Source organism: Phyllobacterium phragmitis (genome assembly GCF_002980495.1).
GTDB classification, from domain to species: domain Bacteria; phylum Pseudomonadota; class Alphaproteobacteria; order Rhizobiales; family Rhizobiaceae; genus Paramesorhizobium; species Paramesorhizobium phragmitis.
Genome location: NZ_PVBR01000046.1, coordinates 1 through 13449 on the forward strand (window position 1 = coordinate 1; position 13449 = coordinate 13449).

Below are 13449 nucleotides of genomic sequence, written 5' to 3' on the forward strand. Positions count from 1 at the left end.
AACAAGCTCAAACAGTTCCGACGCGTCGCAACTCGATACGACAAGCTCCTCTCCAATTTCATGGGGTTCGTCAAACTCGCCGCAATCGCCATCTGGCTCAAATAGTTAAATCGTCACTACGACCTAACTCTTCGGCAAAAACAGCTGCTCCCAATGTGACGAGCAATGGAGCTGAACCGCGTGAAATAGGATATACCTGCCCAAGATCGCCGTAGTTGTAGGCGATCGGCAAAACAAATGGTAGGTTGTGTGAAGCACAATCGCCAAAGCGAGAAGCGGCCAGCTGGCAGATTTTGGCAGCTTGACGGTTCGTATTCTTTCAACTACCAGTCGTAGAGTGACAGGGTCCCAAGTTATGCTCCCACATCAAACGGGGTGGTGCCCAATTAATCAAAGCCGCGGCGTGAATTCTCTTATGCGCTCAATGATCTGCTCGAAGGTGGGGCGCTCTCGATAATACAGGGAGCTCGTACTGCGATAGGCTGCCTGATATTCAGCGAAGACGGCTTCGTCAGTGATGTTAAAGGCCGGATTGATCGTCAGATCCTGCTCCTCGGAGCGGAACCGCTTTTCCTTGTGAGCGAAGTAGCTGTCGCCGCCGAGAAATTCGAGAACCTCGGTATTCCCGAGCAGCGCGTAGACATCATAATAGTGGCGCAGGAAGTTGGCGGGGAATTTGCCGGTTTCCCGTTGCTTGCGGAATTTCGTGGAGATGGTCTGTAGCTTTTCCACCAAGGTGTAGCCGGGATGGTAACAGGCGATGCCGAGCGCGCGATTGTCGATAATGTCCACCTTGTCGGCTGCAAAATAGTATGCCCATGAACTGATATCGACCGGCTGGTTCGGTGTGACATCATCGAACCCGAGTTCCAGGAGAACGCCTTCCTTCAGGTCGGTTTCATCGGAGGTTGCGGCGGAATAATGCAGCCGGATGCCGCCGCTTCGAAACTTCTCGTCATCGAAGGCATGATCCCGTTCGATGCTCACTATTCCGTCGATTAAGATTTCCTCGGCAAGCCTATCATAGAAGTTCCGCCGGCTTTCGATCTGCTTTGGCTTGTACTGGTTACGGCCAACTGCGACAGCCATTCCCTCAGACGGATTTATCCTGAGATCGATGTCTTCGGAGAAGCGGTTGATAATTCCGAAGCCCTTGGAGAGGGATGTGCCGCCTTTCAATTCAAAGGAATAACCAGCCTGCTTCAGGCCGAAGAGGCAATGCATGATCCAGTAATCCTTCTCGACGAGGGCAGGGAGAATACCCATTTCCTCGCCGACGATGCGAAGCAGGTCTGGAAATTCAGGGTGCCGGTGCAGATAATCAGCCATCAGCAGCGTCCATCTCGGCGAAGACGTCGTTGAAGAACTTCTTCGCCCGCACGCCGCCATAGTCTTCAGCGGCCTGCCGCAAGGCATTCGGATCGAGCTCTCTCGCCACCACCTTCGCGCGTTCCAGTACCTGGGTTTCGTCCTCGGCAAGCCGCTTGAGATTATTGACCAGATCGACCAGCAGGAACTCTCTCGTTGCGGCTGCTGGAAACTCAGGCTTTATACGGAAATCATAGACCCGGTTGCCAAGCCTGAAGCGGCCATGGCGCTTCCTGTTGTACACAGCGGTTTCATTATAAAGCTGTGTGGCGCCGACGCCGAGCGCATTGTAGGCATTCGGCGTCAGCAGCAGAAACCGCTTATCCCTAAGAAACGCTTCCACGAGATCGCGGTCACTGGCCGGAGCGCGTCCAAAGCTGGTGGTTTTCGGGCGCATGTAGACACCACCGGAGAGCTTTGTCAGCTCGCCGGCGTCCAGCAACTTTCTGATATCCCGATCCACAGAGGCGGTCCATCGCGTCAGGTCTGCCCTGCGATAGACCTTGCCCGGGACGAGATGCTGTTTCAGTTCGTCTAATCTGTCCATGTTTGTCACCTGACCTTCAAGATAGGGCAGAGGGAGAATTGTGCAAGTATTTTCATTTAAAATTCATGCACCCCGAAAACGCTGTGGTCGGATTATGCCGCCTCCCAGACCTGATTGAGAATGCGTGCTGCGAGCGCAGCCTTGTCCGGTGGCAGGAAGCGATCGTGTAAGCACTTTCCATAACTCAGCGATCTTGAGCTTGCTTCTAAAGAAGACGCGCAAGTTGAATAAGATCGACAGGCGGCCTTGGCGCACATACTCGCAAGCCTTGACATAAGGCGTTATGTTCTCCATTTGTTCTATTAAATACAGTATGAAAATGGCTTTCTTGTTTTGCCATCGCGGCGGCGTGAGCCGTCGATCGCATCGCGTGCCCAATCGGCACAGGTTGGGTCGACTTTCAAAGTTGGGGAGATTATGGAGACGTAAGCCAACGTCATTTGGCCCTTGCGAAACTTGAGGATAGGATACACACCATGGGCACGCACGGCGTGTTGAGGCGTTGTAGGGTCAAAGGAAAGTGACGTTGGGCGCTTCGCATAATAAACCTGATCAACCTGACGTAACGGTCTTCAGAAAAGATGAAACGTTGGACCGGCTGGCGCAAACGTTCAACGTCGCGCAGTTCGTAAGCTTCGCGCCGACAGCCGGAGGACCCGCGCAGCAGTTCTGCCGCATCACTGGTTTCGAGGCGAACCATCAGTTCGAATCTGTGGCCGATGCCATACAGGCTCTTTTCGAGCGCAGTGCCGAAGGCACGGTAAACGTTCGCAGCTTCAGCGCTGATCAATCCCAAAGCCGCGATTTCATCTACGGCGTCGACACTGCCGCTGCTGCGGTCACCGCTGTTGAGCGCATGGCCGACGAGGGGGCGTTTACGATTGTCAACGAGACGATCGATGTTTCGGACGGTGGTGTCTCCGGCGTCGTGATGGGCGACATAGTCGAGTTCCGCCCCGACATGACGCCTCGCGGTGTAGAGAAGCCTGGGTTCGCCCGCCTCCCCACCGACGGGGCTGTCCAGCTCTTCAAGACAGTGTACGGAGTGGATGTCGATTTCTCCCACGGCCGAAACGGACGCCTTGAATTCAGTCTGCATCCCAGACCGCGAGGCTGGAAGAAGGACAACGTGATCTTCTGGGAGCATTCCGAGGATTTCTTACCCACGGGGTTGGTCAAGGCCGAGTGGCCCAACGATTTCAGCCGCATGATCGGCGACAAGGCTTATGGGCTTCTGATCGCTGATATCAACGGGTTTCCCGTTCCGAGAACCACGGTCATAAGCCGGCGGGTCGCGCCCTTTTCGTTTGGTCGGGCCACGGGTCTAGAAGAGGTATGGATACGGACCAGTCCACGGGAGCAGGTGCCCGGCAAGTTTACCACCGCGCGAGGCTGGCAAGATCCGTTCGCCTTGCTCCAAGCCGAGGATCCTGACGGTACCGCCATCTCTTCGGTGCTGTCGCAAAGGGGCGTCGCGGCTCAGTGGTCAGGCGCGGCCATCGAGACATCGAGTGGTGTTCTCGTGGTCGAGGGGATCAAAGGAACCGGAGACCGCTTCATGGTGGGGCTGGCAGATCCCGAACCGGTTCCCGATGGCATTCTTGCACGGGTACGTGACGTTCATGACAGGCTACTCGGTGCTCTTGGCGCGACAAGGTTCGAATGGGTTTTCGATGGCGCGGAAGTTTGGATCGTCCAATTGCATAGCGGAGCCAGCGTATCGGACGGTGACATCATCGTGCCCGGCGACGTCGGCGAGTGGGTGGACTTCGACGTCTCTCAAGGACTGGAGGCACTTCGGTCTCTCTCCTCAAGCTTGAAGCCAGACACGGGCATTACGCTCGACCGTAGAATCGGCTTAACCAGTCATCTGGCGGATGTTTTGCGGAAAGCAGGGGTTCCGGCACGCGTACGCGCCCGGTAGGCGGTTGAATACGGGTGACCGAAACCGGACGTAAACCAATAAGGCGCATGCTCGTTATACCTTATCCGCAGCGCTCAACAGGAGGAAGAATATGGCATACACGGCAGTAATCGAAGCCCGCAAGGCTGCAGAAGCAAAGCAGGAGACTGTTCGCGAAGCCGTACGGCTTGGGCTGCAGCTCAAGCGCGAGACGGAAGCGAAGAAGGCTGCACAGGAGCAGGCGCGCGCGCAGGCCCAGGTGCGCCGATAGTGCGAATGAAGATGTACAGCGATGAGGACCGGCAGCGTCAGAATGGCGAGACCGGGGAGTCGGACCCTTGGAGACCCCCCTTCGTCAGGGATTTCGGCAGGATTATCCACAGTGCCAGCTTCAGACGGCTGCAAGGGAAGACGCAGGTCTTTCCGGGACACGAGTCTGACTTCTTCCGAAACCGGCTGACGCATTCGCTTGAGGTTTCGCAAATTGCCGAAGGTATCGCGGACCGCCTGAATTATGTATACGACGAAGCTCTAGGCGATCGGAAGATTGACAGCGGGCTGTGCGCGGCGGCTGGTCTTGTTCACGACATCGGACACCCTCCTTTCGGCCATAACGGCGAGCGAGCGCTCGATGGGAAGATGAAGATGTATGGCGGATTCGAGGGGAACGCCCAGACACTACGCATCTTGAGCCGCCTTGAAAAGAAGGCGAAGTACGACGAGCCTGTAGATGGCGACGTGCGTGCCGGGATGAACCTGTGTTTTCGTACACTGGCTGCCATCTTGAAATACGACGTCGAAATAGAGACAGAACGCCCGGAGGCTACCAAGCCGAAAAAGGGGTATTACGCGTCCGAGGCAAAGATCGTCGCGGACATCAAACAGAAGGTCCTGGGTGGAACGCCCGTTCCGGCTGACACGAAGTTCAAGACTGTCGAATGCGCAATCATGGATATCGCGGACGACATCGCTTATTCCGTTTACGATCTGGAAGACAGCCTTAAAGCGGGTTTCCTGACGCCGGCCTCGATCTTGGCGACCGATGACGAAATGCTCCAGCGGGTCGCAAACGAAGTGACGAAACAGCTGAAGGACGAGATCGACGAGACCATATCTACGCAGCAGGTCCAGGCGACGTTCGTGGCCATCTTCAGCGACATCTTCGCCACGGGCGAAACCAAGACGTTGGATGCTGAGGCAGAAGCCAAGACTTCGGATGTTGAGGATGAGCGGCAGCAGGCTGATATCGCCAACTTCATCAGCGCAATAAGGGCTTCCCGTGATCTGAACATGGACGCCGGGAAGAGAATGAAGCTTTCGTCGGAACTAGTCCACGAATTCATCAACGACGTGGAACTGACGATCAACGAAGAGTTTCCGGCGCTTTCAACGGTGAAGCTGGTCAAGAGTACGCGGATCAAAGTCGAAATCCTCAAGCAGTACACGTATCTATCGACGATCTACTCGAACCGGGTCAAGCTCGGCGAATACCGCGGCACCGAGTTGGTGGAAGATATCTTCGACGCGCTTGAGAAGGAGAACGGGCATTTGCTCATGCCGGACGACGTGCGCAAGCAGGTCCAGGACGCAGGAGAAGACAAGGCATTGAAAGCCCGCCACATATGCGACTTCGTCGCCGGGATGACGGACAGGTATGCTGTGGAATTCTGGGCACGGCTTCGGTCCGATGCAGCGGAAAGCATCTTTAAGCCGATCTAGTCGAACGACGTGCGCAATCGGAGAGGAGCGCTTGCTCCTCTAATACCCTTATCTGACGGAACATCAGCATGGCCATATGAGGCGCGCTAATAAACGCTTCTAGAATTCCAGTTAGAAGGAAAACACTAGCTGCGGGTTCGATACAGACGCCTCCCGTCTCCATACCCATGCGTCGAATTCCCGGCGAGATACGCACAGCAGATCGGCGGCGTAGCAGAAGACCGATTTGAGGAAGTCGTAGTCCTCCTCGACGACGCCGACGCGTTTGGCGAAGGTTCGTACATGTCGGTCGACCGCGATCGAGTCGATGCCGACCAGGCATTGCATGTAATCAACGGTTTTAGGGCCGACTCCTCTGACTTCGAGCAAGGCGACGACGAAGGAGGCATCCTGCAAGCGATCTCTCAGCATAGGCGCGTTCTCGACAGAACGCTCGCTCAGGAAGGATACAAGCGCCTCGAAGCGGTCGATCTTTTCGGGATGGTGCCAGTTGAGAAAGCGCGAGGTTTCTCCGCGTGCGACTAGTTCAACGAGCTCGGAAGTGCGATCCAGACCGGGAAAGCGCTCGAGAATAGCCGAGATGCGTGGAAGGACGACGGACCTGTAATTCAGGCCCGCCTGCAGGACGCAGTCCGCGACGATAGCGCCCATGTGGTGATAAGAGGCGCGGACGGTCTCCCCGTTGATATCGGCTCCCACCTCAAGGGCGTAATCCGCCACACGACGAGCAGCGACCAGCATCTGTATCGCGGAAGACTGCATTTCAATCGACCTTGGCTTGAGGGATTACTAGGGCGGCATCCTGTAGCGCATGAAGGCGCTCGACGCAATTCGGACAGGCACCACACGGAAAATCGCTTGCAGCTTGGCAAGAGAATGTTCGGCCGATCGGAACACCGCGACGCAGGGCTTCTTCGACGACAGCAGTTTTTGACGAGAAGCGGAACGGGGAGGTGAACCGGACGGGACCGATGTTGTCGATCAAGCCGTCCATGCTGTTCATGAACTCCTCGGTGCAGTCGATTTCTTTCGCGTGGTTGCTGTTGATGAACCCCGTATAGACATCGAGAATACCGAGCGTCTGCGCCCGAGCCGCCGCGGCCGCGAAGAACAGCATCGTCCGATACGGTACGTACAAATCGTTGTCGGCGACTTTGTCCTCCCAAAGGTTTGCTTCCTTGATGAGGCGCGACGACGATCCTTTGAAGATGTCGGAGATATCGCAGCGTTCGGGACGTCGCATGTCGCGCGGCAGGACTTCGTTGACCCGGTCCCATTCTGTGTCGGCGCAGTGCTGGCCGTAGTCGAAGAACAAGGGAAACACATCAATGCCGGCTGCGGCGAGGCCATAAGCGACGGTAGTGGAGTCAAGGCCACCCGAGGCTAGCAAAACTGCGCTATTCATGACTTGGCCATCCAGAGTTTCGAAACGGTGTCGAAGAGGCCGTTCAAGCATTGATCGAGGTTATCAGAATAACGGGCGCTTCCGCCGACGACCATCGTGTTGTTGTTCTCCCGGCGGGGATCGAACGTGATGACCGGCTGCTGCCGCGCCATGGCGTAGCCGATCTCGACCAAGGTTCCCGGATCGCGGTTCAGGGGAACGGCGAACACGACTTCGCATTCACCCAGAATACCCAAATCCTTAGCGAATGTCTGCCTTAATACGGTGTCCGGGCTACCGAGCGGAAGCTCCCCGTTCTCCTCGATGGGCCGCCGGACGTTGAAGTTGTGGTATTTCAGGGCGTCTATAGCTCGATCGACTTCTGGTTTGTCGGTATACGAAAAATCCGGAGCGGCCAGATAAATGGGAAAAAGCGGCCTTGCGTGCCACGGCAAGATGGTGCCGCCGAGATCACGCAGCTCATCCACAGAAAGCCTGAGCGATCGTTCGACATTCCGCTTGAAATCGTCGGGATAGGTGGTTTGCGAATAGGCGGTCGCAGCACTCGCTCCTCTCCACGCGGCATCTTCCCATCCGGCCCCCGACAGACCGACCATGACGGCGGTATAGACATCGCCGACCCCTACGGAATTGACCGTGATGGCCAACTGAGCGGGTATCGCTTCGACCGATCCGCTTGAAAGATTGAAGAGACGACTTCCACCCCGGTTCTCCTTGAGGAGGAAAACCTCGGAACCCAGATCCGCTATGAGGGGCAGCATGGTATCAACGTTCTCCGATCCGACGCGCATGAAAAGCGGAGACGACGTGGAAATCACGATCGCCTTGATGCTTCCGGAGAACGGTTTCAGCACGGACAGATTCGCCGTGTCGTAGGCGATATCGAAACTGAATCGCGTTCGATCGGAAAAGGCGCACCGAACCTGCGTGAGATCGAAGCTGCCCGGGAAAATCAGGACGTCAAGATAGGCTGCGAGCGAATTTCCGACGTCGAGCATCGTGATTTCTTTTTCGCCGCGGAGCAGGTCCTCGTATCCCTGGTCAGCGACTTCGGTCGGGTCTGCGATTACCATGACACCAGGCGACCCTGTGATCTCACCGAGCCAGACAAATTCCAGGCAACCGTGGGCGCTGAGATACCGCTTTGCCTGATCGACAACATAACGCGGGCAAACCGCCGCTACGGCGTAGTCAATGCTATTCGCCCATAACCCGCGGGCTGCGTGAACGATACCTCCCAGTCGCAACTTGCATTCAATGCCGGGGCGCGCCGTCGTAAAGTCGACAATGATTTCGCCGACGAGCAGTAAGGGAGTCATATCGGGTCCTCACTGCGCCGTGAAGTCTGCCAATACCGTGGGTACTGGCAACATTCCCGAAGCCGTCACGACGCCGACATAGGCGATGCCGTCTTTCATACAGGCTGCGAGATAGTTGAAGCTGGTAGGCAGCGCTCCGACCTTCACGCCCTGCGGAGTTGCCGCGAACAGGCGTTTTTGGTGTACTATAACCAGCTCTGTGCCGACCGGAGGCACGGTGGAGTGCGTTGCGAAGTAATCGCACAGCTCGATCTCTTCCAGAGAACACGAGAATGCCTGCCGGCAGCGATCGATGCCGCTAGTCCCTCCGGTCCCGTCATTGCTACGCGAGCCGGAATAATCCGTGAAATTGCTGGATCTGGTGCTTCCCATTCGATAACCCCTGCCGACCTACAACGCCAAGTATGCAACCCTAATTGAATCTTGACAGAGCGCAACCCGCGTTCAGGTGTAGCCTGTTGCAAGAAACGAACGCATTCCTGTCGCAGGTGGGGCACTGCAACCGCTTCTGTCACATGTTCCATCGACCAACATCCCTTGAGGGGTGATTAACTGAATTTCGCAGTTACCGAGCGACTGCGTGTCCGCCGACTCTCTCGTATCGAAGGCCGCAATCCGTCGTATGGATGGCGCGGCTGACGTGCCGGACGGCGAAGTTTCGCAACGGGCTTTGGCTTGCGCGCTACGCCTTCCTCTGCCGTTCGCATTTTTCGCGGCTTGGGGACTGGCGGCAGGATCTCTATGGTCTCGTCGCGCACTTCTGGTAGGGGAGGTAACTCCGCCGGAATGCTAAGGACTTGCGGGTCCAGTATCCCCGATAAGGAACCTGGTATCGTTTGCAGATGGCGGCGAGTGCCGTGCCGGAAATTCCAAGCTCCGGTGTGACTTTGCTGAGTGGCCTCTCTCGCAGACCCGCTCATAAAGCTCAAGGCGCGTCAACTGCATAGCGAACCATCTTCAAATGCATTCTTCCCTTTCGCCGACCACAACGCCCGCGCCCGTTCGCCGTCCTGGCTGTCGAGCTTTTCGGCCATCCATAGAAACGCGCCGTAGATCATCGCGCGATCATCGCCGGTCAGTTCAACGACGCCTGATTTCACGACGAGACCGCCCAGTTCGATCAGATGCCGCGTGCGCCTGCGGCGTTCGATCTGCCAGGTGCGCATATCATGCCGCGCCCGTGCCGCTTGATGGCGGTTGCGCGCCGCCCGGTTGCGCCGGAGCGCTGCTACCATCGCCATCATTTGCCTTTGCGGATCGCCGCGATTTGCCGCGAAAGAATGCAGCACCGCGCTTCGCCCATGCTACCCGCTTGTCCGTATCCTTCGTCTCCGCCAGCACGATCAGCGCCCCGGCCAGTTCGTCGGCGCTAAGGGCATCTGCCCCGGTGGCGATCACCAATTCGCCGAGTTGCTGCACCTTGCGGACTTTCAGTTCCTTGGCCTTGTCTTCCAGCGCTTTCAGTTCCGCGTCAAAGTCCCGTGGCTTGCGCATTTCCGTCTCCCATCATCATCGTTCGTTGTCGATGCAGCATGATATTTCAGCGCGTGGCAGAATGCTGTAAGGTCGGTAGGACGGTCTGGCACCGGATAATCCTTCCCGAGATTTTTTCGAGGGAGGGCGCGCTTATACGTCGTTCCGACGTGCGCTTTGCCGTGCCATTGCTTGATCGCGATGGCGATCTATCATCTTCATGTCAAGATCATTGGCCGCAAGGCAGGGGCGAGCGCAGTGGCGTCCGCCGCTTACCGCTCGGCCTCGCGGCTGCGCGATGACAGGCTCGACCGCAGCCATGACTTCTCGGCCAAACGCGGCGTCGTCCATTCCGAGATCATGTTGCCGGACTATGCGCCCGAGGCATGGAGCGACCGCGAACGGCTGTGGAACGATGTCGAAGCCTTCGAAATCCGCAAGGATGCGCAGCTTGCCCGTGAGGTGGAATTCGCCCTGCCGCGCGAGATGACGCAAGCGCAGAGCATCGCGCTCGCCCGCGATTTCGTTCAGTCGGAATTCGTGGATCAGGGCATGATTGCCGATCTCAATGTGCATTGGGATATCGGCGAGGACGGCAACCCCAAACCTCATGCCCATGTCATGCTGACCATGCGGTCAGTTGACGAGAACGGTTTCGGCCAGAAGGTGCGCGAGTGGAATAGCACGCAGATGGTCGAACGCTGGCGGGAGCGCTGGGCCGAACACGTCAACGAGCGGCTGGCCGAACTCGACATTGACGCGCGCATCGACCATCGCAGCCTGGAAGAACAGGGCATCGCGCTGGAGCCGCAAAGCCAGGTCGGCGCGCCCGCACAGCGCATCGAGAGCGAAGGCATTGAGGCGGCGGACCGTGCGGAACTGCACCGCGAGATTGCCCGCAACAACGGTGCGCGGATCATCGCCGATCCGTCCATTGCCCTCGACGCGATCACCCATCAGCAATCGACCTTCACACGACGCGATATGGCGATGTTTGCCCACCGGCACAGCAACGGCATCGAGCAGTTCAACGAAGTCATGAGCGCGATGGCGAACGCGCCCGATCTGGTGGAACTCGGCAAGGACGGACGTGGACAGGACCGCTTCACCAAGCGCGAGATGATCGAGACGGAACAGCGCCTATATCGCGCGGCGGAACTGATGGCCGAGCGCGAGCGCCATGCGGTGAATGACGCGGAACGGGAAGTCGCTCTGGCTCGTGCCGAGCAACGCGGTCTTATCCTGTCCGGTGAGCAGGCCGATGCGCTGGCGCATATCACCGATGGGCGCGGTCTTGGCGTCGTCGTCGGCTATGCCGGGACGGGAAAGAGCGCCATGCTGGGTGTCGCGCGGGAGGCTTGGGAAGCGGCGGGCTACGAGGTTCGCGGCGTTGCCCTGTCCGGCATCGCGGCGGAAAATCTCGAAAGCGGATCGGGGATTGCCTCACGCACCATCGCCAGCATGGAACATGGCTGGCAGCAGGGCCGCGACATGTTCACGGCGCGCGATGTCTTGCACACCAATGCCGAAGTGCGCGAACTGAATGAAGCGGCGCGCAACCGGATGCGCGAAGCGGGCGATCTGGGCGAGGATGTGCGCGTTGCGGTCGAGCGTGGTGGACGCAGCTTTGCCAGCGGAGACCGGGTCATGTTCCTGCAAAACGAACGCGGCCTTGGCGTGAAGAACGGCATGGTTGGCACCATCGAGGAAGTCAACACGCGGAGCATGACGGTGCGCACCGATGACGGGCGCAGCGTCTCGTTTGATCTCAAGGACTATAACCGCATCGACTATGGCTATGCGGCGACAATCCACAAGGCGCAAGGCATCACGGTGGACCGCACCCATGTGCTGGCCACACCGGGGCTGGACGCCCATTCGAGCTATGTCGCCCTGTCGCGGCATCGCGATCGTATGGACCTGCATTATGGTCGTGACGATTTCGCCAGCCAGGACAGACTCATCCGCACCCTGTCACGCGACCGCTCCAAGGACATGGCGTCCGACTACGGACAACGCGATCCGATGCAGGACTACGCCGAGCGCCGCAGCATCGCTCCGCGTGAACCCGCCCACATTGCCGAAATCGCGCCGAGACTGGAATCGGACAAGCGGCGTATCCTGTTCGACAGTAGCAGCCTGCCCGGCTACGCACATGGGCATGGCGCACCTGACCGGGATCATGCCGGAATGAAGGCAGGGCAGGAAGCCGCGGCGCCGGACCATCCCCGCGATATCGCCGATCCGAAGGCGGCATTGCGCAAGTCCCGCACCGAAGCGCTCAAGCGTCATGCGCGTGCCGTCGATGCCATCTTCACCGCCGACGATGCGGGCCGCAAGGCAAGCCCGGAACAATGGAAGGAACTTGTGGAGGCCCGCAAGGCATTCGATGAAGTCCGCCCGTATGGCTGGCAGGATGCGGAAGCCGCTTATGCCATGAATGCAGACCTTCCCCGCGAAGCAGGAACCGGAAGGACCGGTCGGGCCATTCGCGCGCTCCAGCTCGAAACTGAAATCCGCACCGATCCGCAGCGCCGGGCGGATCGTTTCGTGGAGCGCTGGCAGAAGCTCGATCACGCCAGCCAGCGCCAATATAGGGAAGGCGATATGTCCGGCTACAAGGCCACGCGGTCAGCGATGGGCGAGATGGCGAAGAGTCTTGAGCGCGATCCGCAACTTGAATCTATCCTCGCCAACCGCAAGCAGCACCTTGGCATCCATATGGATTTCGACGCCGGAATGAGTCTGGGCAAGCAACTTATATCCCAAAGCGTCATCCAGACGATCCCAGGCGTCCTGTCGTTCCCGGAAGGCTCCTATTGCCTGCGCCTTGACGGCCTGATGCCTGGATGCATCGCCGCATATCCGGTCTATGTCTTCCAGACTGAATGCACGGACCGGCGCCTTTCCTCCGGGCAATGTGATTTCCACTTCCGGAAATCCGACAGCGGCGACCATCCTGCGTTCAAGGTCCAGCTGCATTTTCCAAAGGCGCTGCGTTTCATTGTAGGCTGCCAGCCATTGCCGCCAAAGGTCCAGCGTGGGATCGGAGGCGGGATTGCCGGCCAGCGCCTCGGCGGCGCCTGCGCCATGTTCAAACGGCCATGTCACTGTCGCTGCCATCGTGCCCGTCAGCAACATCCTGCGCGTGACGGAAGACAAAGTCGTGGTATCGTCCGAATCAGCCATTGATCCGAGCTCCTATCAGCTTGGGTTGTGGTTAGGCTGAGCGCGGTGCGCCAACACCGTGTTCAGCCGCGTTATAGACCAATGATCCAAAGGCATCATTGATCCTTTTGGATCATATCGGAATGATCTAAAGGGATCAATAGGCCTTGGTAACAGCAGGACAGATGCGGGCAGCTCGTGCATTGATCGGAATATCACAGGCCGAGCTTGCTCTCCGGGCGGGAGTTTCTGTGCCGACGATTAAGCGTTGCGAAAGTGAAGGGGAAAAGATACCCGTCGTATCTTCAGAAACTCAGCAGAAAATTCGTACTGTTCTTGAAGCTGCCGGCATCGAGTTCATTCCGGAGAACGGCGGCGGCCCGGGCGTACGATTGGCGAAGAAAACCACATCTTGATGATTAGGCTCAGGACCTATTAATTTTCTTGCGGATCGGTTTTCGGTGTGATTCACAGTCTCCATTGAAGGAGGCTGCGATGGGTGATTTGTTTCTGCTGAGCGAGCGCCAGATGGCGCGGATATCGCCGC

At 58.0% G+C, this 13449-nt stretch carries 12 protein-coding genes and 2 pseudogenes; 6 read left to right on the top strand and 8 right to left on the bottom strand.

Annotated elements, in window-relative coordinates:
• Positions 1–105 (top strand): annotated as a pseudogene (locus C5748_RS26725) (IS5/IS1182 family transposase); the annotation flags it as partial.
• A 285-nt stretch (positions 106–390) separates the two neighbouring features.
• Here the strand turns inward: C5748_RS26725 and C5748_RS26735 are convergent.
• Together C5748_RS26735 and C5748_RS26740 are read right to left on the bottom strand one after the other, a co-directional pair.
• Entirely contained in the window at positions 391–1329 is a 939-nt protein-coding gene (locus C5748_RS26735) for a nucleotidyl transferase AbiEii/AbiGii toxin family protein (protein ID WP_105746021.1), read from the bottom strand.
• The gene (locus tag C5748_RS26740) at positions 1322–1915 is read right to left on the bottom strand and encodes a hypothetical protein (RefSeq protein WP_105746023.1); all 594 of its coding nucleotides are present in this window, start codon (positions 1913–1915) and stop codon (positions 1322–1324) included. Before C5748_RS26740 ends, C5748_RS26735 begins: the two co-directional genes overlap by 8 nt.
• 526 nt (positions 1916–2441) lie before the next feature.
• Here C5748_RS26740 and C5748_RS26750 point away from each other — a divergent pair.
• From C5748_RS26750 to C5748_RS26755, 3 genes are all read left to right on the top strand, one after another.
• On the top strand, positions 2442–3839 hold the full coding sequence (locus C5748_RS26750; RefSeq protein ID WP_199194915.1) for a hypothetical protein: 1398 nt from the start codon (positions 2442–2444) through the stop codon (positions 3837–3839).
• 91 nt (positions 3840–3930) lie between these two features.
• Positions 3931–4089 carry a hypothetical protein gene (locus C5748_RS28385; protein ID WP_158259945.1) on the top strand — a complete coding sequence of 53 codons (159 nt, stop codon included), beginning with the start codon at positions 3931–3933 and terminating at the stop codon, positions 4087–4089.
• Positions 4090–4094: 5 nt separating this feature from the next.
• On the top strand, positions 4095–5537 hold the full coding sequence (locus tag C5748_RS26755; protein WP_245582000.1) for an anti-phage deoxyguanosine triphosphatase: 1443 nt from the start codon (positions 4095–4097) through the stop codon (positions 5535–5537).
• 111 nt (positions 5538–5648) lie between these two features.
• Here the strand turns inward: C5748_RS26755 and C5748_RS26760 are convergent, their stop codons facing one another.
• The 6 genes from C5748_RS26760 to C5748_RS26790 form a co-directional block, all read right to left on the bottom strand.
• Positions 5649–6299, bottom strand: coding sequence for an HhH-GDP family DNA glycosylase (locus C5748_RS26760; protein WP_105746031.1), 651 nt, complete (start codon positions 6297–6299; stop codon positions 5649–5651).
• Position 6300: 1 nt separating this feature from the next.
• Positions 6301–6942 carry a 7-cyano-7-deazaguanine synthase gene (locus tag C5748_RS26765; protein ID WP_105746033.1) on the bottom strand — a complete coding sequence of 214 codons (642 nt, stop codon included), beginning with the start codon at positions 6940–6942 and terminating at the stop codon, positions 6301–6303.
• Positions 6939–8261, bottom strand: coding sequence for a nucleoside 2-deoxyribosyltransferase (locus C5748_RS26770; protein ID WP_105746035.1), 1323 nt, complete (start codon positions 8259–8261; stop codon positions 6939–6941). Before C5748_RS26770 ends, C5748_RS26765 begins: the two co-directional genes overlap by 4 nt.
• A gap of 9 nt (positions 8262–8270) precedes the next feature.
• On the bottom strand, positions 8271–8633 hold the full coding sequence (locus C5748_RS26775; protein ID WP_105746037.1) for a hypothetical protein: 363 nt from the start codon (positions 8631–8633) through the stop codon (positions 8271–8273).
• 563 nt (positions 8634–9196) lie between these two features.
• Positions 9197–9427: a conjugal transfer protein TraD gene (locus C5748_RS26785; RefSeq protein WP_105746039.1), complete on the bottom strand. Its 231-nt coding sequence runs from the start codon at positions 9425–9427 to the stop codon at positions 9197–9199.
• Between the two features lies 1 nt (position 9428).
• Positions 9429–9755 (bottom strand): conjugal transfer protein TraD, encoded by a 327-nt coding sequence (locus C5748_RS26790; protein ID WP_105746041.1) that lies wholly within the window; start codon positions 9753–9755, stop codon positions 9429–9431.
• A gap of 180 nt (positions 9756–9935) precedes the next feature.
• On the opposite strand from C5748_RS26790, the pseudogene mobQ reads away from it, so the two are divergent.
• Together mobQ and C5748_RS26800 are read left to right on the top strand one after the other, a co-directional pair.
• Positions 9936–12494 (top strand): annotated as a pseudogene (gene mobQ / locus C5748_RS26795) (MobQ family relaxase); the annotation flags it as partial.
• A gap of 593 nt (positions 12495–13087) precedes the next feature.
• Positions 13088–13318: a helix-turn-helix domain-containing protein gene (locus C5748_RS26800; protein WP_280953506.1), complete on the top strand. Its 231-nt coding sequence runs from the start codon at positions 13088–13090 to the stop codon at positions 13316–13318.
• Positions 13319–13449 lie beyond the last annotated feature (131 nt).